Source organism: Streptomyces sp. NPDC088553 (genome assembly GCF_044752965.1).
Taxonomy (GTDB): Bacteria; Actinomycetota; Actinomycetes; order Streptomycetales; family Streptomycetaceae; genus Streptomyces.
The window spans coordinates 160,123-179,587 of the sequence record NZ_JBIVMG010000012.1 but is presented as its reverse complement, the minus strand read 5'-3'; the positions used below and the strand labels follow the sequence as shown (position 1 = coordinate 179,587).

Genomic DNA, 19,465 nt, shown 5'->3' with positions numbered 1-19,465 from the left:
CCGGCCGGTCGCCCGTGCCCGTACCCCACGGCACGGGCGCCCCGGCCCGCCGCCGCACGGCAGGTCCGTGGTGCGCCGCACCGGTGTCCAGCTCTCGCCGACCCCCCAGGCCAGGGAGCCCAGGTATGCGCCTGAACGCCTCCGCCCCACCCCGCCGCACCTCCACCCCACTCCCCTTCGTCCTCGCCGCCGTGCTGCTGCTCGTCGGCGGGCTCCTGCTCGCCCTCCCGGACCGGGCCGGAGCCGCCGCCGACGTCCTGATCTCCCAGGGCCGGCCGGCCACCTCCTCCTCCGTCGAGGACGGCACCCTCGGCCCGGAGAAGGCCTTCGACGGCGTCTCCACCACCCGCTGGGCCAGCGCCGAAGGCGTCGACCCCCAGTGGATCCGGGTCGACCTCGGCCCCTCGGCCACCGTCTCCCGCGTCAAGCTCGTCTGGGAGGCCGCGTACGCCAAGGCCTACCGCGTCGAGATCTCCACCGACGGCACCACCTGGACCCGCCTCGCCAACGAGACCGCGGGCAACGGCGCCACGGACGACTGGACCGGACTCACCGGCCAGGGCCGCTACCTCCGTGTGTACGGGACCGCCCGCGGCACCTCGTACGGCTACTCGCTCTTCACGGTGGAGGTCTACGGCACCACCGGCACCACGGAGCCGCCCACCGGTGCCTTCACCGTCGTCGCGGCCGGCGACATCGCCGCCCAGTGCACGGCCTCCAGCAGCTCCTGCGCCCATCCCAAGACCGCGGCCCTGGCCCAGCGGATCGCGCCGTCCTTCTATCTGACGATGGGCGACAACCAGTACGACGACGCCCTGCTCTCCGACTTCCGCAACTACTACGACAAGTCCTGGGGCGCCTTCAAGGCGAAGACCCGCCCCGTGCCCGGCAACCACGAGACCTACGACCCGGCCGGCCCGCTCGCCGGCTACAAGTCCTACTTCGGCTCGATCGCCTACCCGCAGGGCAAGCCGTACTACAGCTACGACCAGGGCAACTGGCACTTCGTCGCCCTCGACTCCAACTCCTTCGACGACGCCGCCCAGATCCAGTGGCTCAAGGACGACCTCGCACGGAACACCAAGGGCTGCGTCGCCGCCTACTTCCACCACCCGCTGTACTCCTCCGGCGGCCACGGCAACGACCCGGTCTCCAAGCCGGTCTGGAAGATCCTCTACAACGCCAAGGCCGACCTGGTGCTCAACGGCCACGACCACCACTACGAGCGCTTCGCCCCGCAGGACCCCGACGGGCGGGCCACCGCCGACGGCATCGTCGAGATCGTCGGCGGCATGGGCGGCGCCGAGCCCTACGACATCGAGACCGTCCAGCCCAACAGCCAGAAGCGGATCAGCGGTCCGTACGGCGTCCTGAAGCTGGACCTCACCGACACCACCTACACCTGGCAGTACGTCGGCACCGACAACCAGGTGAAGGACTCCGGCCCGACCTACACCTGCCACTGATGTACCTCGCGACCACCGGTCGCCCCGACGCGCCGCCCGCCCCCTCGGGGGTCCGGCGGCGCGTCCCCGGCACCGTCCTCGCGCTCGGCGCGGTCAGCCTGGTCACCGACGTCTCCTCGGAGATGGTGACCGCCGTCCTGCCGCTCTACCTGGTCCTCGGACTCGGTCTCTCCCCGCTCCAGTTCGGGCTGCTCGACGGCCTCTCGACCGGGGCCACCGCGGTCGTACGGCTCCTCGGCGGCGCCACCGCCGACCGCGGCGGCCGCCACAAGCAGGTCGGCGGGCTCGGCTACGCCCTGTCCGCCTGCTCCCGGCTCGGTCTCCTCCTCGCCGGCGGCGCGACCGGCTGGATCGCGACCGCGATCACCGCCGACCGGCTCGGCAAGGGCGTCCGGACCGCCCCGCGCGACGCCCTCATCACCCTGCACAGCCCGCCCGAGGACCTGGGCCGCGCCTTCGGCACGCACAGGGCCATGGACACCACCGGCGCCCTCCTCGGCCCCCTGGCCGCCTTCGCACTGCTGTGGGCGACGGCCGACGCGTACGACGCCGTCTTCGCCGTCAGCTTCAGCGTCGGGGCGTTCGGCGTCCTGCTGTGGGTGCTGCTCGTCCCCGGGCGGACGCGGGGCGACAAGAAGGCGCCCGTCGTCCCGGCGGAGGCACGCGCGCGGGGCGGGTTCCTCGGCGGGCTGCTCGGCGGGCTGCTCGGCGGGCCGCGCTCGCCCGAGTACCGACGGATCGTGATCTGCGCCGGAACCCTCGGCGCCGCCACCATCGGCGACGCCTTCCTCTACCTGCTGCTCCAGCGACGGCTCGCGTTCGACGCGACCTGGTTCCCGTTCCTGCCGCTCGGCGCGGCAGCCGTCTATCTGCTGCTCGCCGTCCCCGCCGGACGCCTCGCCGACCGGGCCGGGCGGCGAGCACCGCTCCTGTACGGGCACGGGGCCCTGCTCCTCGCCTACGGACTGCTCCTCGCCCCGCTGCCCGACCCCGTGGTGCTCCTGGGCGTGCTCCTCCTGCTCGGGGTCTTCTACGCCGCCACCGACGGCGTCCTGATGGCCCTCGCGGGCCCCTTCCTGACCGAGGGCCGGCAGGCGAGCGGCCTCGCCGTGGTCCAGACGGCGCAGGCGCTGGCCCGGCTCGGTGCCGCCGTAGCGTTCGGCGCCGTCTGGACCGCGAGCGGGCCGGAGACCGCGCTCGTCGCGGCGCTGCTCGCCCTCACGGCGGCCCTGTGCTGCGCCGCGCGGCTGCTGCCCGCGACTCCTTCCGCGCCCTCCGAGAGGAGCGACTGACCCATGTCCGCCCTGACCGGCGCCCGGCCGTCCACCCGTACGCGCGTGTGGATCCTCGTACTCGCCCTTCTGTTGCTCGGCGGCGGCGCCACCGCCTATACGCTGCGCGCGGCCTCGGGCCGTGAGGCCGGGGTCGCCGGGACCGCCGACCCCGGCTTCACCCTCGAACGCGCCACCGGCGCGCTCTACGCGCGGGACACCGCCAGCGGCCGCGTCGCGCGCGTGGACCCGGCAGCGCCCGGCGGCCGGGTGCTGGGCGGCCCCTCCTGCGACCGCTTCCACGCGGCCGGGCCCACCGCCCTCTGCCTCCAGCGCAGGCCGGGCGTCCCGGCCCGTTCGTACGTCCTCGTCCTCGACCGGCGGCTGCGCGAGGTCCGCCGGATCGCACTGCCCGGCATCCCCAGCCGGGCCCGGGTCTCGGCCTCCGGGAACATGCTCGCCTGGACGATGTTCGCGACCGGCGACTCCTACGCGCGCTCGTCCTTCTCCACCCGGACCTCGATCCTCGATCTGCGCACCGGCTATCTGGTGAAGAACATCGAACAGATCCCGCTCACCCTCGGCGGCCGCCGGTACCACGCCCCCGACGTCAACTACTGGGGTGTCAGCTTCGCAGCCGACGACAACCGCTTCTACGCGACCGTCTCCACGGGCGGACGCACCCATCTCGTCGAGGGCGACATGCGGAACTGGTCCGCCAAGGCCCTCCGGGAGAACGTCGAATGCCCGTCGCTCTCCCCGGACGGCACCCGGCTCGCCTTCAAGAAGCGGGTCTCCGACGGCCCGAGCGAGCCGTGGCGGCTGTACGTGTACGAGCTGGGCACCGGGCGCGAGCACGCGGTCGCCGAGCGGCGCGGCATCGACGACCAGGCGCTCTGGACGGACCGGAGCACCCTCGCGTACGGCTACGGGGGAGCGGTCTGGTCGGTCCCGGCCGACGGCACGGGCACCCCGCGCCGGCTGGCGAGCGGGGCGTCCTCCCCGGCCGTGCCGGGCTGACCGACCAGGCGGACCCTCACGCCTTCCGGAGCGAGCCGCGGATCGCGAGCGCCGCCATCGGCAGCAGCAGACAGGCGGCGATCGCGTTCAGCGGCCCGTAGCCGGCCTGCGCCACGATCAGGCCCGCCGCGAGGCCGCCGACGCCGGCGGAGGTGTTCATGATGAAGTCGGAGAGCCCCTGGACCGCCGCCCGCGCGGCCTGCGGCACCGAGTCCGTGAGCAGCGCAGAGCCGGACACCAGGCCCGCCGACCAGCCCAGGCCGAGGAGGAACAGGCCGAGGGCGGTACGTCCGTGACTGGGCCCCGCCGTGCCCGCGACGAGCGCCGCCACGCCGATGAGACCGACCGCGAGCCCGATCACCGACAGCCTCCCCAGCCGGTCGGACAACCAGCCCATCAGGGGCGAGAAGGCGTACATGCCGGCGATGTGCCCGCTGATGACGAGCCCGATCAGCCGGATGTCCGCCCCGTGGTGGGTGAGGGCCACCGGGGTCATCGACATGATCGACACCATCGCGGTGTGCGAGCCGGCGACGGTGACCACCGCGAGGCGGGCCTTCGGGGACTCCCGTACGGCCCGCATCCCGGCCCGCAGGGAGCGTTCCTCCGGCGCCTCGCCCGCGCCCGTCCCGTCGAGCGCGCGGGCGGTGAGGAGGGGGTCGGGGCGCAGCAGCACGGCCACCACGGCCGCAGCGATCACGAAGACTCCGGCGGCCCAGACGAAGGGGCCCGCGGTGGCGGGTATCCCCAGACCCGCCACGCTCTTCCCGGCCGGCGCGGCGATGTTCGGGCCGAGGACCGCCCCGATCGTCGTCGCCCACACCACGGTGGAGATGGCCCGCGCCCTGCGGTCCGGTTCGGCGAGGTCGGCGGCGGCGAAGCGGGCCGCCAGATTGGCCGAGGACCCGGCGCCGAAGCCGACGAGGCCGAGCAGCAGCAGGGGGAAGCTCCCGGCGACCGCCCCGAGCACGGCGACGCCCGCGCCGACCGCGCCGATGAGGTACGCGAGGACGAGACCGGCCCGGCGGCCCCGCGAGGCCATCAGGGCCGCCAGCGGCATGGCGAGCAGCGCGGGCCCCGCCACGGTGGCCGTCGACGCGAGACCGGACAGCGCCTCGGAACCGCTGACGTCCCTGGCGAGCACGGCGGCGAGCGCGACGCCGGTGGCGATGCCGAGGCCCCCGAGGATCTGGGTGGCGAGGAGCACGGCCTGGACGCGCCGGCGCAGCGCGGGGAGCTCGGCGTCGGTGACGGGGGCGGGGCCGGGTATGTGGCCGGGCAGGGTGGCGTCAGGGGCGCCGGGGGTGTGGGTCACTTACGTGAGTGTGCCAGCCGTCCCACCTGATGGGAACGCCTCCCGGCGAGGCCGCCGAGGCCCCGGGCCCGGCCCTCGGGAGAGGCCCTCAGAACAGCGGCGTCGGCAGCACCCCTTCGAGAGCGAGCAGCTGCCGCTTGGTCTCCAGACCGCCCCCGAAACCGCCGAGACCGCCGTCGCTCTCCACCACGCGGTGGCAGGGCACCACGACCGGCAGGGGATTGGAGCCCATCGCCGCGCCGACCGCCTGCGCGGCCCCCGGCTGCCCCACGCGTCTGGCCAGGTCCCCGTACCCCACGACGGTGCCGTACGGCACACCGCTCGCCAGCTCGCGCAGCACCTGCCGGTTGAACCCGGCCGTCAGGCTCCAGTCCAGGGGCAGGTCGACATCGCCCGGCTCGCCCGCGAAGTACCGGTCGAGCCGGCGTATCGCGCCCGCGAGCAGCCCCGAGGCGCGCTCCACCGGCTCCGCGCCGAGCTGCGCCGCCAGCCGGTCGGGCATCCGGTCCCGCCGCGCCGCGTCGGCGTGGAACTCGACCCGCACGAGCCCCCGCTCGGTCGCGGCGAGGAAGAGCGGCCCGAGGGGGCACTCCATGACGGTCCACTCCACCGGGACGGCCCGCCCGCCGCCCCCCGGCCCCGCTTCGATGTCCATGCCGCCCACGGTACGACCCACCACCGACAGCGGGGCCCGGAACGCGAGCGCAAGATCACGAACCGGTCTCGCTCAGGTCTCACGAGCGGAAATTCCCCGGTCACGTGGTCGCGTGGCCCCCGGCGCGCCATAATCTCGCCCCGGTAGTACTACCCAGCGGTACCGACTGTTTTCGGACGACGTGGGACCAGGGGTGGAGGACACACGCTCATGCAGGGCACGGTCGACGGATTCAGCTACGGGATCGTCACTCCGGTGGCGGCCTTTCTCATGGCGTGCCTGGGCGGCGCCCTCGGCCTCCGCTGCACCACGAGATCGCTCCGCCACCGCGACAGCTTCAAGGCGGGCTGGCTCGCCCTCGGCGCCACGTCGATCGGCACCGGCATCTGGACCATGCACTTCATCGCCATGATGGGCTTCTCGGTCCAGCAGGCGCCCATCCACTACGACCTGCCCATCACCTTCGCCAGCCTGGGCGTCGCCGTCCTGATGGTCGGCATCGGGATCTTCATCGTCGGATACCGCGGGGCGACCGCCCTCACCCTGGTCACCGGCGGCACCATCACCGGCCTCGGCGTGGCCACCATGCACTACCTGGGCATGGCCGGGATGCGTCTCCAGGGGCGTATCGAGTACGACACGCTCACCGTCGCGATGTCCGTGGTCATCGCCGTCGTGGCGGCCACGACGGCCCTCTGGGCGGCCGTCTCCGTACATGGATTTCTGGCCAGTCTCGGTGCGAGCCTGGTGATGGGCGTCGCCGTCAGTGGTATGCACTACACCGCCATGTCGGCGGTCAGCGTCCACCTGCACGGCGCGGAGCCCGTCAAGGGCACCGGCGACACCGCCACCTCGCTGCTGCTGCCGATGCTGATCGGCCCGGCGGTCTTCCTCATCCTCGCCGCCGTCGTCGTCATGTTCGACCCGCTGCTCGTCATGGGCGACCCGGACTGGCAGGGCCCCGCCGCCCGCACCCCGCACCGCCCCGGCGTGCCCGCCCCGCGCCACGTACCGTCCTACGGCGAGCCCGCCAACTGGACGGCCCGACCCGCCGGGCGCGGGGCCCGCAGGAGCGTCCCGCGGGGCGGCCACCGCTCCCAGGACTGGTGACGGGAGGGCCGCCGCCGAGCCGATCACCACCCGAGTGTCAGTGCCGGGTCGTACGGTGGTTGCATGCGGCCCGTTTCCAAGATCGAACGTTCGGTGGCGCCTTTCGAGGTCGTCAGTGAGTACCAGCCCAGCGGCGACCAGCCCGCGGCCATCGCCGACCTGGAGCGGCGTATCCGCGCGGGCGAGAAGGACGTCGTGCTCCTCGGTGCCACCGGCACCGGAAAGTCCGCCACCACCGCGTGGATGATCGAGAAGCTCCAGCGCCCCACCCTGGTGATGGCGCCGAACAAGACCCTGGCCGCCCAGCTGGCGAACGAGTTCCGCGAGCTCCTGCCGAACAACGCGGTCGAGTACTTCGTCTCGTACTACGACTACTACCAGCCCGAGGCGTACGTGCCGCAGTCGGACACGTACATCGAGAAGGACTCCTCCATCAACGAGGAGGTGGAGCGGCTCCGCCACTCCGCGACGAACTCCCTGCTCACCCGCAGGGACGTCATCGTGGTCGCCTCCGTCTCCTGCATCTACGGCCTCGGCACGCCCCAGGAGTACGTGGACCGGATGGTCCCGCTCAAGGTCGGCGAGGAGCTCGACCGCGACCAGCTCCTCCGCCGCTTCGTCGACATCCAGTACACGCGGAACGACCTGGCGTTCACCCGCGGCACCTTCCGCGTCCGCGGCGACACCATCGAGATCTTCCCGGTCTACGAGGAGCTCGCCGTCCGCATCGAGATGTTCGGCGACGAGATCGAGGCCCTCTCCACCCTCCACCCGCTCACCGGCGAGGTCATCAGCGAGGACCGCGAGCTGTACGTGTTCCCCGCCAGCCACTACGTCGCCGGCCCCGAGCGCATGGAGCGCGCGGTCAACGACATCGAGCGCGAGCTGGAGGGCCGCCTCGCCGAGCTCGACAAGCAGGGCAAGCACCTGGAGTCCCAGCGCCTGCGCATGCGGACCACGTACGACCTGGAGATGATGCGCCAGATCGGATCCTGCTCCGGCATCGAGAACTACTCGATGCACTTCGACGGCCGGGACCCCGGCTCCGCGCCCAACACCCTCATCGACTACTTCCCCGAGGACTTCCTGCTCGTCATCGACGAGTCGCACGTGACCGTGCCGCAGATCGGCGCCATGTACGAGGGCGACGCCTCCCGCAAGCGGACCCTGGTCGACCACGGCTTCCGGCTCCCGTCCGCCCTCGACAACCGCCCGCTGAAGTGGGAGGAGTTCCAGGAGCGCATCGGCCAGACCGTCTACCTCTCCGCGACCCCCGGCACGTACGAACTCTCGCGCGGCGACGGCTTCGTCGAGCAGATCATCCGCCCCACCGGGCTCGTCGACCCCGAGGTCGTCGTCAAGCCCACCGAGGGACAGATCGACGACCTGGTCCACGAGATCCGACTGCGCACCGAGCGAGACGAGCGCGTCCTCGTCACCACCCTCACCAAGAAGATGGCCGAGGACCTCACCGACTACTTCCTGGAGCTCGGCATCCAGGTGCGCTACCTGCACAGCGACGTCGACACCCTGCGCCGGATCGAGCTGCTGCGCGAACTGCGCGCCGGTGAGTACGACGTCCTCGTCGGCATCAATCTCCTCCGCGAGGGCCTCGACCTCCCCGAGGTGTCCCTCGTCGCCATCCTCGACGCCGACAAGCAGGGCTTCCTGCGCTCCGGGACCTCCCTGATCCAGACGATCGGCCGCGCCGCGCGCAACGTCTCGGGCCAGGTCCACATGTACGCGGACCGGATCACCCCGGCGATGGAGCAGGCCATCGACGAGACCAACCGGCGCCGCGAGAAGCAGATCGCGTACAACACGGAGCACGGCATCGACCCGCAGCCGCTCCGCAAGAAGATCAACGACATCGTCGCGACCATCGCGCGCGAGGAGATCGACACCGAGGAACTCCTCGGCAGCGGCTACCGCCAGGGCAAGGAGGGCAAGGGTGCCAAGGCCCCCGTCCCCTCGCTCGCCGCGCACGGCGTCAAGGGCAAGGGCAAGGCCGGTTCGACGGTCGAACTCGGGGACCGGCCCGCCACCGAACTGGCCGCGATCATCGAGGAGATGACCGACCGGATGCGTGCCGCCGCCGCCGAGCTGCAGTTCGAGGTGGCCGCCCGCCTCCGTGACGAAGTGGGAGAGCTGAAGAAGGAGTTGCGCCAGATGAAGGAGGCGGGACTCGCCTGACCGGACGCGGTCCGGTGGGGGACCCGGTGCGCGGTCCGGCGCGCGGTCCGGTGTGTTGCAAGACCGACACAAAACCGGACCGCACCTCCGCGCTGTCAGTGGTGCTGCGTAATGTGCTCGACAACCGCACGCACCGGAACAGCGGGCGCGGGGAACGCTAACGAGAGGGGCAAACGCGTGTCGGTCAACATGACCAAGGGTCAGGCCATCAGCCTGGAGAAGCAGGGTGGGGGCAGCCTCAGCCAGGTGCGGATGGGCCTCGGCTGGCAGGCCGCGCCGCGCCGCGGCCTCTTCGGCAAGCGCACCCAGGAGATCGACCTGGACGCCTCGGCCGTCCTCTTCGCTGACAAGCAGCCGGTCGACGTGGTCTTCTTCCGTCACCTGGTCAGCGACGACGGCTCGGTCAAGCACACCGGCGACAACCTGGTCGGCGGCGCGGGCCAGGGCGGGGACGACGAGGCGATCCTCGTCGACCTCCAGCGGGTCCCGGTCCACATCGACCAGATCGTCTTCACGGTGAACTCCTTCACCGGCCAGACGTTCCAGGAGGTGCAGAACGCGTTCTGCCGCATCGTCGACGAGACGAACGGCCAGGAGCTCGCGCGCTACACCCTCGACGGCGGCGGCAACTACACCGCGCAGATCATGGCGAAGGTGCACCGGGTCGGCTCCGGCTGGCAGATGACCGCCCTGGGCAACCCGGCCAACGGCCGCACCTTCCAGGACCTGATGCCGGCGATCCTGCCGCACCTGTAGACAGGACCGCACGGCACCCACCCACAGCTCCCGGAGGCAGCAGGCCCCCGGGAGCTGTCCCGCATGAACCGCACCTGCCGTCGCGCCGAGAACGCCACGACGCCGAGAACGCCAAGAACGCCCAGAACACCGAGAACGCAGAGAACGCCGCACACCCGAGGGGACAGAGTCGATGACGGCCGAGCTGGTCCGGGGGCAGAACCACCCCCTGCCCGACACCCGACTGGAGATCCGGGTGTCGGCCGGTCACCCTGTCCTCGCCGGCGCCACCCTCGGCGACGAGCAGGGCAGGGTCCCCGGCGTGGAGTGGATCGCCCACCCCGGAGCGCCCTCCCTGCCCGGGGTCGACGTCCCCGGACAGGCCGCCGCCGACCACCGCCTCGCCGTGGATCTGGACGCCGTCGCCGGCGCCGTCCACCGGGTCTCGGTGCTCCTCGCGCTGCCCGGGCCGCGCGCCGGGGGAGCCGCCCGCTTCGGGACGGTGGCCGCCCCGTTCGTCGCCGTCGCCGGCGCCGACGGCGCCGAGATCGCCACCTTCACGATCACCGGACTCGACAGCGAGTCCGCCGTCGTCGCCCTGGAGCTGTACCGCCGCCAGGGTGCCTGGAAGGTCCGCGCCGTGGGCCAGGGGTACGAGGGCGGGCTCGCCGCCCTCCTCGGCGACCAGGGTCTGGAGCGCCCCGCCGATCTGGCCGCGACGATCCTGGAGACCGTCGCGCCGGGGCCCGCCCCGGTCGCCGCTCCGGCCCAGCACGTTCCCGAGGCGGAGCGCGTACGCCACACGGCACCGGTGACGGACCCGGCCCCGACCGCTCCGGCCGGCCCGGCGAGCCCGCCGCCGACACCGCCGTCGGGCACCGGCACGGACACGCCCACCCCGGCGACGAGCGGTGGTCCGGTCAACTACGCGCACCCCCGCCGCCAGGGAGCCCCGGCACCCGGCCCCGCAGCCGCGCCCGAGTCCGACCCCCGGCAGGGCCCGCCCACGCCGGTCGCCGGTGACGCGGCGGGCTGGTCCATGGACGAGCGCCTGTACAACCAGGTGTGGGGCATGTTCGAGGACCTGGCACGGACCGCCGCCGCCTACCGCAGCGCCTGCGAGTTCGCCGAGAACCGGCTCGACCGGGAGCTCGACCAGACGCTCTCCGACTACCGTGCCCGCGCCGACGGCGCCAACGACGCCGCGCGGGCCGCCGCCCGCGCCCGGCACGACGAGCTGGTGGCGCGGGCGCAGGAGGTCCTGGACCGGGACCTCGCCCAGCTCGTGGCCGAGTCCGAGGTCGTCGAGCCCGCTCTGCCCGTCGCCTTCGCCCGCTGGGAGAACCCCGTCTGGCAGGCCTATCGCGTCCCGGCCGAGGAGCCGATGGCCGTCCGTCTCGGCGACCTCCACCTCCCCGAGCGGACGGATCTGCGGATCCCCATGCTCGTCCGGCTGCCGCTGGAGCGGGGGCTCTGGGTGGACAGCGGCCGGGGGCACTCCGAGGCCGCCGGTCTCCTCGACGAGGTCGAGCTGCGCCGGCTGGCCCTGGACTGCGCGGTCGCGCACGCGGCCCGGCTGCTCGCGGCGCACCCGGCGGGCGCGTTCACCCTCCATGTCGTCGACCCCGCCGGTGCGGGCACGGCCGCGCTCGCGCCCCTCGTGGAGACGGGCGTCCTCGCGGCCCCGCCGGCCCGGGGCGCGGCCGGGGTCTCGGCGGTCCTGGAGCAGCTGACCGAGCGGGTCGACCTGCTGCAGATGGCGGTGCGGGCGGGAGCCTCCGACGCCCTGCCGCCGGGTCTGGACGCGGCCCGGCAGCTGCTGCTCGTGCACGACTTCCCGCACGGCTTCGACGACCGGGCGGTCACCCGCCTCCGGTACCTCGCCGACGAGGGCCCGTCGGTCGGCGTCCATCTGCTGATGGTGGCGGACCGGGAGGACGCGTCCGCGTACGGGCCGCTGCTCGACCCGCTGTGGCGCTCGCTGCTCCGGCTCACCCCCGTCCCCGACGACCACCTCGCCGATCCGTGGGTCGGCCACGCCTGGTCGTACGAGCCGCCGATGCTCCCGCCGGGCAGCGGGGTGCTCCGTCAGGTCCTGGGACAGGTGGCGGCGGCCCGCCACGGAAAGCGGCCCTGAGAGTCCTGACGGCCCGACAGCTCTGACCTGGCCTCTTGGTGGCCCTTTACCCTTCCCTTTACCTTCTCTTGGGTTTTCGGGTAGTCTTCTTCGTGCGGAGGGGAGTACTCCCCATGCGCGGCGTACCCGTCAATACGGACGGATCATCCATGATCCGATCCCGGGGCGTCGGCCCGGTGGCGACCGCTCGTCGCCCGGGTGGAAGAGACCTCCGGCAGCGACGACGCTGATCAGTAGCCGTACGACGCCGGAGGCGCAGTGGACGTTTCAACCACCCTGTGGGTAGTGACCATTCTCGGTCTCGCCGCCCTGATCGCTGCCGACTTCTTCATCGGGCGCAAGCCCCATGACGTGTCGGTCAAGGAAGCCGGAATCTGGACGATCGTCTGGGTCGTGCTGGCCGGACTCTTCGGTCTCGGCCTGCTGTTCTTCGGCAACAGCCAGGCGTCCGGAGAGTTCTTCGCCGGCTACATCACCGAGAAGTCGCTCAGTGTCGACAACCTCTTCGTCTTCGTCCTGATCATGGCGAAGTTCGCGGTCCCCTCGCACCTCCAGCAGCGCGTGCTGCTCGTGGGTGTGGTGATCGCCCTGGTGCTCCGCACGATCTTCATCGCCGCGGGCGCCGCGATCATCGCGAGCTTCTCCTGGGTCTTCTACATCTTCGGCGCGTTCCTGATCTACACCGCCTGGAAGCTCATCCAGGAGGCGCGCGCGGACGAGGACGAGGAGGACTGGGAGGAGAACCGCCTTCTCAAGATGGCCGAGAAGAGGTTCGGCGTCGCCGACCGCTACCACGGCACCAAGCTCTTCATCCGGAACAACGGCAAGCGGATCATGACCCCGCTGATGGTCGTCATGCTGGCCATCGGCACCACCGACATCCTCTTCGCCCTCGACTCCATCCCGGCGATCTTCGGCCTCACCCAGGACCCGTACATCGTCTTCACGGCCAACGCCTTCGCCCTCATGGGTCTGCGACAGCTGTACTTCCTGATCGGCGGCCTGCTGAAGAAGCTGGTCCACCTGAGCTACGGCCTGTCGGTGATCCTCGGCTTCATCGGCGTCAAGCTCGTGCTGCACGCCCTGCACGAGTCCGGGGTGCACGTCCCGGAGATCAGCATCCCGTTCTCGCTCGCCTTCATCGGCGGTGTCCTGGTCATCACCACGATCACCAGCCTGATCGCCTCGAAGCGGCAGGCGGAGCGGGCCGCGGCCGAGGGCGTGACCGACGCCGACGGCATCGACGGTGCCAAGAAGGACAGCGTCGGCGCCTGACCCGCCCGACACCGGGCATGAGGACGGCGACGGCCGGCCGGGGAGTCCCCGGCCGGCCGTCGCCGTCTCTCCGCCCTCAGGCGGAGGCGGGCTCGGGCTCCGCCCGATGCCCGGCCTCGGCCTTCACCTTGGCCGGCAGGGTCTCGGGGAGGAGCGCGAAACAGCCGAGGCTGACGAGGGCGACCACGGTCAGATAGGCCGCGACGCCCCAGGGCGGGCCGGAGCCCCCGTCGGAGAGCGTGGTGGCGACGATCGGGGTGAGGGCGCCGCCCAGGACGCCGGCGAGGTTGTAGCCGACGGCGGCACCGGTGCAGCGGACGCGGGGCTCGTACAGCTCCGGGAGGTACGCGGCCACCACCGCGAACATCGTGATGAAGGCGAGCAGCGCACCCAGGAACCCGAGGAACATCAGGAACGGGCGCGCCGTGTGCAGCAGGGCCACCATCGGGAACATCCACAGAGCGGAGGCCGCGCACCCCGCCAGGCACAGCGGCCGACGGCCCCAGCGGTCGGCGAGGATCGCGACGAACGGCGTGACCGCACCCTTGATCGCGACCGCCGCCATGACACAGCTCAGCATCACCGTGCCGCTCACCCCGAGCCGCTCGGTGCCGTAGGCCAGCGCCCAGGTCGAGACCGTGTAGAAGGTGGCGTAGCCGATGGCGAGCGCCCCGGCGGTCAGCAGCACGAGCCGCCAGTGGTCACGGGCGACCTCGGCCAGCGGGGCGCCCGCGGTCCGCCCGGCCGCGGACAGCTTCTCGAACTGAGGGGTCTCCGCGAGCGAGGAGCGCAGCAGCAGCCCGACCGCCGCGAGCACGCCCGCCGCCCAGAACGGCACCCGCCAGCCCCAGGAGCGGAACTCCGCGTCGCTCAGGCCGGCCGAGAGCGCCAGCATCACCCCGTTCGCCAGCAGGAAGCCGATCGACGGGCCGATCTGCGGGAAGCTCGACCAGAGCGCGCGCCGGTTCTCGGGGGCGTGCTCGGCGGTGAGCAGGACGGCCCCGCCCCACTCGCCGCCGAGGCCCAGACCCTGGAGGAAGCGCAGGACGAGCAGCAGCACGGGCGCGGTGATGCCGATCGCGCCGTACGTGGGGACGCAGCCGACCGCGACCGTGGCGCAGCCGGTCATGAGCAGCGAGGCGAAGAGGACCGGGCGCCGTCCGTACCGGTCGCCGACGTGGCCGAAGAGGACCGAGCCGAGCGGCCGGGACACGAAGCCGACGGCGAAGGTGCCGAAGGCGGCCAGTGTCCCGGCGAGCGGGGAGAAGGTCGGGAAGAAGAGCGGCCCCAGGACGAGGGCGGCGGCGGTCCCGTAGACGAAGAAGTCGAAGAACTCGATGGCGGTGCCGACGAGCGAGGCGGCGGCGAGCCTGCCCATCGAGGGTGCGGCGGTCGGGACGGGCGGAACCGGGGGAGGGGGTGGCGACGGAGCGTTACTGAGGCGCATGTCGCGCCAACTACCCCGCCGCCATCCGGGTTACGGGGGCGTGCGGGAGCGCGTGGCTGCTCAGCCGCGCGCTCTCCGTCTCCGAAGGCTCCCCCGAGGGGCTACCAGCCGCGCTCGCGCCACACCGTGAGCGAGGGGCGCTCGTCACCGAGCGTGGTGTCCTTGCCGTGGCCCGGGTAGATCCAGGACTCGTCCGGGAGGACCGCGAAGAGCTTGGTCTCCACGTCGTGGATCAGGCTCGCGAAGGCCTCCGGGTCCTTCCAGGTGTTGCCCACCCCGCCGGGGAAGAGGCAGTCGCCGGTGAAGACGTGCGGGTGGCCGTGCGGGTCGTCGTAGACGAGGGCGATCGAGCCCGGGGTGTGCCCGACCAGGCGGCGCGCGGTCAGCTCGACCCGCCCCACCCGGATCGTGTCGCCGTCCTCGACGGGCACGTCGGTCGCCACCGGGATGCCCTCCGCGTCGTACGCGCCCGCGTACGTCACGGCGCCGGTCGCGGCCACCACCTCGGCGAGCGCCTGCCAGTGGTCCCCGTGCCGGTGGGTGGTGACGACGGACGTGATGCCGTCGTCACCGATCAGCGTGAGGAGGGTGTCCGCGTCGTTGGCCGCGTCGATCAGCAGCTGCTCGCCGGTGGCCCGGCAGCGCAGCAGGTACGCGTTGTTGTCCATCGGGCCGACCGCGACCTTCGAGATCATCAGGTCCGTCAGCTCGTGCACGTCCGCCGCTCCGCCGACCTTCACCACTCCGCTGTACGTCATGCGCTCAGACTAGTCCCGCCCACCGGCGGAAGGGGCCGCGAGCGCTACAACGGGGGGAGCTTCGGCAGGGGGCCGCCCTCGGTCCCCAGGGCTGCGCCGTCGCGGCGCCCGGCGAGCCAGCCGAGGATCTCGACGGGGCTGCCCGTGACGGCGACGCCGCCCGTCGTGCCGCCGGTCCTCCACGTCCGGCCGCCGTCGGCCCGGAGGGTCGTCGCCGGCACGGTGTCCAGGCCGGCGAAGCGGTCGGCGAGGAAGTCGATCTCGCGGTGCACGAACTCCTCGGGCAGGTCCTCCAGCTCGTAGCCGATGCCCAGGTCGACGTGGTGCAGGTCGACCTCCACCCAGCGGCGGAAGGGGATCCGGGAGGCGCTGTCCAGGACGCCGTTGCGGAGCTCGACCGTCCGGCTCCAGTCGGCGGGCTCGGCGCCCACGGCCCGGAAGCGGTCGGCGGTCTCGCGCAGGTCGGCGAGCTGGACGTCGAGGGGGCGGCCGGAGTCGCGCTCGATGTCGGCGTCGCGGGTCGCGGCGTCGGGGTACATGGGGAGGCCCCGGAGGACGTTCACCAGGGCGTCGGCGTTCCGGGCGACGTGGGCGAGCACATGGCCACGGGTCCAGCCGGGCAGCCGTGACGGCTCGGCGGTCGCCGCGTTGTCCAGGGAGGCGGCCGCCGTCAGCAGCCTTTCGGTCGCTTCGTGGACGTGAGCGAGGTCGCTTTCGTGGTCGATCATGGCGCCGACCCTAGTGCCAGCAGGGGTGTCACCACTCGTTCGGGTGAAGAGGTCTCCGGGAGTCCGGAAATCGAATGTGCGTGCTATAAGCTCGAAGGAAGCATCCGGCATCCTTGAAGCGTTGGGTGTTTCAGGCACATCAGCTCTCTGCGGCATCTCTCCGTGGCATCCCTCTGCAGCATCCGCTCTCTGAAGAAAGGTGCGGACCGGCGTGACCGACCGTCTCATCGTCCGTGGCGCTCGTGAGCACAACCTCAAGAACGTCTCGCTCGACCTCCCGCGTGACTCCCTGATCGTCTTCACCGGGCTCTCGGGATCGGGCAAGTCCTCCCTCGCGTTCGACACGATCTTCGCCGAGGGGCAGCGCCGCTACGTCGAGTCGCTCTCCTCGTACGCCCGGCAGTTCCTCGGCCAGATGGACAAGCCGGACGTCGACTTCATCGAAGGTCTGTCGCCCGCGGTCTCCATCGACCAGAAGTCGACCTCGCGCAACCCGCGCTCGACGGTCGGCACCATCACCGAGGTCTACGACTACCTCCGCCTGCTCTTCGCCCGCATCGGCAAGCCGCACTGTCCCGAGTGCCACCGGCCGATCTCCCGCCAGTCGCCGCAGGCCATCGTCGACAGGGTCCTCGAACTCCCCGAGGGCAGCCGCTTCCAGGTGCTCTCCCCGCTCGTGCGCGAGCGCAAGGGCGAGTTCGTCGATCTCTTCGCCGACCTCCAGACCAAGGGCTACAGCCGTGCCCGCGTCGACGGCGTGACCGTACAGCTGAGCGAACCGCCGACGCTGAAGAAGCAGGAGAAGCACACGATCGAGGTGGTCGTCGACCGCCTCACCGTGAAGGACAGCGCCAAGCGCCGCCTCACCGACTCCGTCGAGACCGCGCTCGGACTCTCCGGCGGCATGGTCGTGCTCGACTTCGTCGACCTCGCCGAGGACGACCCCGAGCGCGAGCGGATGTACTCGGAGCACCTCTACTGCCCCTACGACGACCTGTCCTTCGAGGAGCTGGAGCCGCGCTCCTTCTCCTTCAACTCGCCGTTCGGCGCCTGCCCCGACTGCACCGGCATCGGCACCCGCATGGAGGTCGACCCGGAGCTGATCGTTCCCGACGAGGACAAGTCCCTCGACGAGGGCGCGATCCACCCCTGGTCGCACGGCCACACCAAGGAGTACTTCGGCCGGCTCATCGGCGGTCTCTCGCAGGCACTCGGCTTCCGCACGGACATCCCGTACGCGGGACTGCCGCAGCGTGCCAAGAAGGCCCTGATGTACGGCCACAAGACCCAGGTCGAGGTGCGCTACCGCAACCGGTACGGCAGGGAGCGGGCGTACACGACCCCGGCCTTCGAAGGTGCCGTCTCCTTCGTCAAGCGGCGCCACACCGAGGCCGAGAGCGACTCCAGCCGCGAGCGCTTCGAGGGCTACATGCGCGAGGTGCCGTGCCCCACCTGTGAGGGCACCCGCCTCAAGCCGATCGTCCTCGCGGTCACGGTGATGGAGAAGTCCATCGCCGAGGTCTCCGCGATGTCGATCAGCGACTGCGCCGAGTTCCTCTCCCGCCTCACGCTGAACGCGCGGGACAAGAAGATCGCCGAGCGGGTCCTCAAGGAGGTCAACGAGCGGCTGCGCTTCCTCGTCGACGTCGGCCTCGACTACCTCTCGCTCAACCGCGCCGCGGGCACCCTCTCCGGCGGCGAGGCCCAGCGCATCCGGCTCGCCACCCAGATCGGCTCCGGCCTGGTCGGCGTGCTGTACGTGCTCGACGAGCCGTCCATCGGCCTGCACCAGCGCGACAACCACCGGCTCATCGAGACCCTCGTACGGCTCCGGGACATGGGCAACACGCTCATCGTCGTCGAGCACGACGAGGACACCATCAAGGTCGCCGACTGGATCGTCGACATCGGCCCCGGCGCCGGTGAGCACGGCGGCAAGGTCGTCCACTCCGGCACCTTGAAGGAGCTCCTCGGCAACGAGGAGTCGATGACCGGGCAGTACCTGTCCGGCCGCCGGGAGATCCCCACCCCGGACATCCGCCGCCCGGTCGACCCCGGCCGCCGGCTCACCGTGCACGGGGCTCGCGAGAACAACCTGCAGGACATCGACGTGTCCTTCCCGCTGGGCGTCCTCACCGCCGTCACCGGCGTCTCAGGCTCCGGCAAGTCGACCCTGGTCAACGACATCCTCTACACCCACCTCGCGCGCGAGCTGAACGGCGCCAAGTCGGTGCCCGGCCGGCACACGCGCGTGGACGGCGACGACCTCGTCGACAAGGTCGTGCACGTCGACCAGTCCCCGATCGGCCGCACGCCGCGGTCGAACCCGGCGACGTACACCGGCGTCTTCGACCACGTCCGCAAGCTCTTCGCCGAGACGATGGAGGCCAAGGTCCGGGGCTACCTGCCCGGCCGGTTCTCCTTCAACGTCAAGGGCGGCCGCTGCGAGAACTGCTCCGGCGACGGCACGATCAAGATCGAGATGAACTTCCTCCCGGACGTCTACGTCCCGTGCGAGGTCTGCCACGGCGACCGGTACAACCGGGAGACCCTGGAGGTCCACTACAAGGGCAAGTCCATCGCCGAAGTCCTGAACATGCCGATCGAGGAGGCCCTGGACTTCTTCGAGGCCGTCCCGACCATCGCGCGCCACCTGCGCACGCTCAACGAGGTCGGCCTCGGGTACGTCCGGCTCGGCCAGTCCGCACCGACGCTGTCGGGCGGCGAGGCGCAGCGCGTGAAGCTCGCCTCCGAGCTCCAGAAGCGCTCCACGGGCCGCACGGTCTACGTCCTGGACGAGCCGACCACCGGTCTGCACTTCGAGGACATCTCGAAGCTGATCAAGGTCCTGTCCGGTCTGGTCGACAAGGGCAACTCGGTGATCGTCATCGAGCACAACCTCGATGTCATCAAGACCGCCGACTGGCTCATCGACATGGGCCCCGAGGGCGGCAACGGCGGCGGCCTGGTCGTCGCCGAGGGCACGCCGGAGGAGGTCGCCTCGGTTCCGGCGAGCCACACCGGCAAGTTCCTCCGCGAGATCCTCGGCGCGGACCGGGTCAGCGACGCCGGGGTGACCGTCCCGGCGGCCCGGGGGACCAGGAAGACGGCGGCGAAGAAGGCGCCCGCCAAGAAGGCCGCGGCGACGAAGACGGCTGCCGCGACCAAGACGGCCGCGACCAAGACGGCGGCTGCGACCAAGACGGCCGCGAAGAAGACGGCCACGAAGGCGACCGCCACCAAGGCCGCCGCGAAGAAGGCGACGACGCGGGCCCGCAAGGCCTGACGTTCCCGGCAGGGCCCCCTCCTCGGGGGCCCTGCTCCGTCCCGGGACGGACCCCCGGGCCCGGCCGTC

At 71.9% G+C, this 19,465-nt stretch carries 14 protein-coding genes; 9 read left to right on the top strand and 5 right to left on the bottom strand.

Annotated elements, in window-relative coordinates; all coding sequences use genetic code 11:
• Positions 1–125 precede the first annotated feature (125 nt).
• Genes ACIP8Z_RS33040 through ACIP8Z_RS33030 form a run of 3 tightly spaced genes read left to right on the top strand, consistent with a single transcriptional unit; the run spans position 126 to position 3,757 of the window.
• Complete coding sequence (locus tag ACIP8Z_RS33040; RefSeq protein ID WP_402089980.1) at positions 126–1,466, top strand: discoidin domain-containing protein; 1,341 nt, start codon at positions 126–128, stop codon at positions 1,464–1,466.
• The gene (locus ACIP8Z_RS33035) at positions 1,466–2,758 is read left to right on the top strand and encodes an MFS transporter (protein WP_402089978.1); all 1,293 of its coding nucleotides are present in this window, start codon (positions 1,466–1,468) and stop codon (positions 2,756–2,758) included. Before ACIP8Z_RS33040 ends, ACIP8Z_RS33035 begins: the two co-directional genes overlap by 1 nt.
• Before the next feature lie 3 nt (positions 2,759–2,761).
• Positions 2,762–3,757 (top strand): TolB family protein, encoded by a 996-nt coding sequence (locus tag ACIP8Z_RS33030; RefSeq protein WP_402089976.1) that lies wholly within the window; start codon positions 2,762–2,764, stop codon positions 3,755–3,757.
• 16 nt (positions 3,758–3,773) lie between these two features.
• Here the strand turns inward: ACIP8Z_RS33030 and ACIP8Z_RS33025 are convergent, their stop codons facing one another.
• The gene (locus ACIP8Z_RS33025) at positions 3,774–5,072 is read right to left on the bottom strand and encodes an MFS transporter (RefSeq protein WP_402089974.1); all 1,299 of its coding nucleotides are present in this window, start codon (positions 5,070–5,072) and stop codon (positions 3,774–3,776) included.
• An 88-nt stretch (positions 5,073–5,160) separates the two neighbouring features.
• Positions 5,161–5,727 carry a methylated-DNA--[protein]-cysteine S-methyltransferase gene (locus tag ACIP8Z_RS33020; RefSeq protein WP_402089972.1) on the bottom strand — a complete coding sequence of 189 codons (567 nt, stop codon included), beginning with the start codon at positions 5,725–5,727 and terminating at the stop codon, positions 5,161–5,163.
• Positions 5,728–5,937: 210 nt separating this feature from the next.
• Between ACIP8Z_RS33020 and ACIP8Z_RS33015 the strand changes: the two genes are divergently transcribed.
• From ACIP8Z_RS33015 to ACIP8Z_RS32995, 5 genes are all read left to right on the top strand, one after another.
• The gene (locus tag ACIP8Z_RS33015; RefSeq protein ID WP_319308481.1) at positions 5,938–6,837 is read left to right on the top strand and encodes an MHYT domain-containing protein; all 900 of its coding nucleotides are present in this window, start codon (positions 5,938–5,940) and stop codon (positions 6,835–6,837) included.
• Positions 6,838–6,900: 63 nt separating this feature from the next.
• Positions 6,901–9,030: an excinuclease ABC subunit UvrB gene (uvrB, locus tag ACIP8Z_RS33010; RefSeq protein ID WP_402089970.1), complete on the top strand. Its 2,130-nt coding sequence runs from the start codon at positions 6,901–6,903 to the stop codon at positions 9,028–9,030.
• Between the two features lie 177 nt (positions 9,031–9,207).
• Positions 9,208–9,786, top strand: a complete 579-nt coding sequence (locus tag ACIP8Z_RS33005) for a TerD family protein (RefSeq protein ID WP_030325289.1) — start codon at positions 9,208–9,210, stop codon at positions 9,784–9,786.
• Positions 9,787–9,958: 172 nt separating this feature from the next.
• Positions 9,959–11,902, top strand: a complete 1,944-nt coding sequence (locus tag ACIP8Z_RS33000; RefSeq protein WP_402089968.1) for a TerD family protein — start codon at positions 9,959–9,961, stop codon at positions 11,900–11,902.
• Positions 11,903–12,160: 258 nt separating this feature from the next.
• Positions 12,161–13,177 carry a TerC family protein gene (locus ACIP8Z_RS32995; protein WP_402089966.1) on the top strand — a complete coding sequence of 339 codons (1,017 nt, stop codon included), beginning with the start codon at positions 12,161–12,163 and terminating at the stop codon, positions 13,175–13,177.
• Positions 13,178–13,253: 76 nt separating this feature from the next.
• On the opposite strand, the gene ACIP8Z_RS32990 is transcribed toward ACIP8Z_RS32995, so the two are convergent.
• From ACIP8Z_RS32990 to ACIP8Z_RS32980, 3 genes are all read right to left on the bottom strand, one after another.
• Complete coding sequence (locus ACIP8Z_RS32990) at positions 13,254–14,555, bottom strand: MFS transporter (protein ID WP_402089964.1); 1,302 nt, start codon at positions 14,553–14,555, stop codon at positions 13,254–13,256.
• A gap of 170 nt (positions 14,556–14,725) precedes the next feature.
• Complete coding sequence (locus ACIP8Z_RS32985) at positions 14,726–15,382, bottom strand: MBL fold metallo-hydrolase (protein WP_402089962.1); 657 nt, start codon at positions 15,380–15,382, stop codon at positions 14,726–14,728.
• 44 nt (positions 15,383–15,426) lie between these two features.
• Positions 15,427–16,110 carry a maleylpyruvate isomerase family mycothiol-dependent enzyme gene (locus ACIP8Z_RS32980; RefSeq protein WP_402089960.1) on the bottom strand — a complete coding sequence of 228 codons (684 nt, stop codon included), beginning with the start codon at positions 16,108–16,110 and terminating at the stop codon, positions 15,427–15,429.
• A 211-nt stretch (positions 16,111–16,321) separates the two neighbouring features.
• Between ACIP8Z_RS32980 and uvrA the strand changes: the two genes are divergently transcribed.
• Positions 16,322–19,396 (top strand): excinuclease ABC subunit UvrA, encoded by a 3,075-nt coding sequence (gene uvrA / locus ACIP8Z_RS32975; protein WP_402089958.1) that lies wholly within the window; start codon positions 16,322–16,324, stop codon positions 19,394–19,396.
• Positions 19,397–19,465 lie beyond the last annotated feature (69 nt).

Bases quoted from the DNA above. Each gene is read 5' to 3' on its own strand.
- ACIP8Z_RS33020 (WP_402089972.1), bottom strand. From the start codon at position 5,727: ATGGACATCGAAGCGGGGCCGGGGGGCGGCGGGCGGGCCGTCCCGGTG.
- ACIP8Z_RS33035 (WP_402089978.1), top strand. From the start codon at position 1,466: ATGTACCTCGCGACCACCGGTCGCCCCGACGCGCCGCCCGCCCCCTCG.
- ACIP8Z_RS33040 (WP_402089980.1), top strand. From the start codon at position 126: ATGCGCCTGAACGCCTCCGCCCCACCCCGCCGCACCTCCACCCCACTC.
- ACIP8Z_RS33015 (WP_319308481.1), top strand. From the start codon at position 5,938: ATGCAGGGCACGGTCGACGGATTCAGCTACGGGATCGTCACTCCGGTG.
- ACIP8Z_RS33030 (WP_402089976.1), top strand. From the start codon at position 2,762: ATGTCCGCCCTGACCGGCGCCCGGCCGTCCACCCGTACGCGCGTGTGG.
- ACIP8Z_RS32980 (WP_402089960.1), bottom strand. From the start codon at position 16,110: ATGATCGACCACGAAAGCGACCTCGCTCACGTCCACGAAGCGACCGAA.
- uvrB (WP_402089970.1), top strand. From the start codon at position 6,901: ATGCGGCCCGTTTCCAAGATCGAACGTTCGGTGGCGCCTTTCGAGGTC.
- ACIP8Z_RS33000 (WP_402089968.1), top strand. From the start codon at position 9,959: ATGACGGCCGAGCTGGTCCGGGGGCAGAACCACCCCCTGCCCGACACC.
- ACIP8Z_RS32985 (WP_402089962.1), bottom strand. From the start codon at position 15,382: ATGACGTACAGCGGAGTGGTGAAGGTCGGCGGAGCGGCGGACGTGCAC.
- ACIP8Z_RS32990 (WP_402089964.1), bottom strand. From the start codon at position 14,555: ATGGGCAGGCTCGCCGCCGCCTCGCTCGTCGGCACCGCCATCGAGTTC.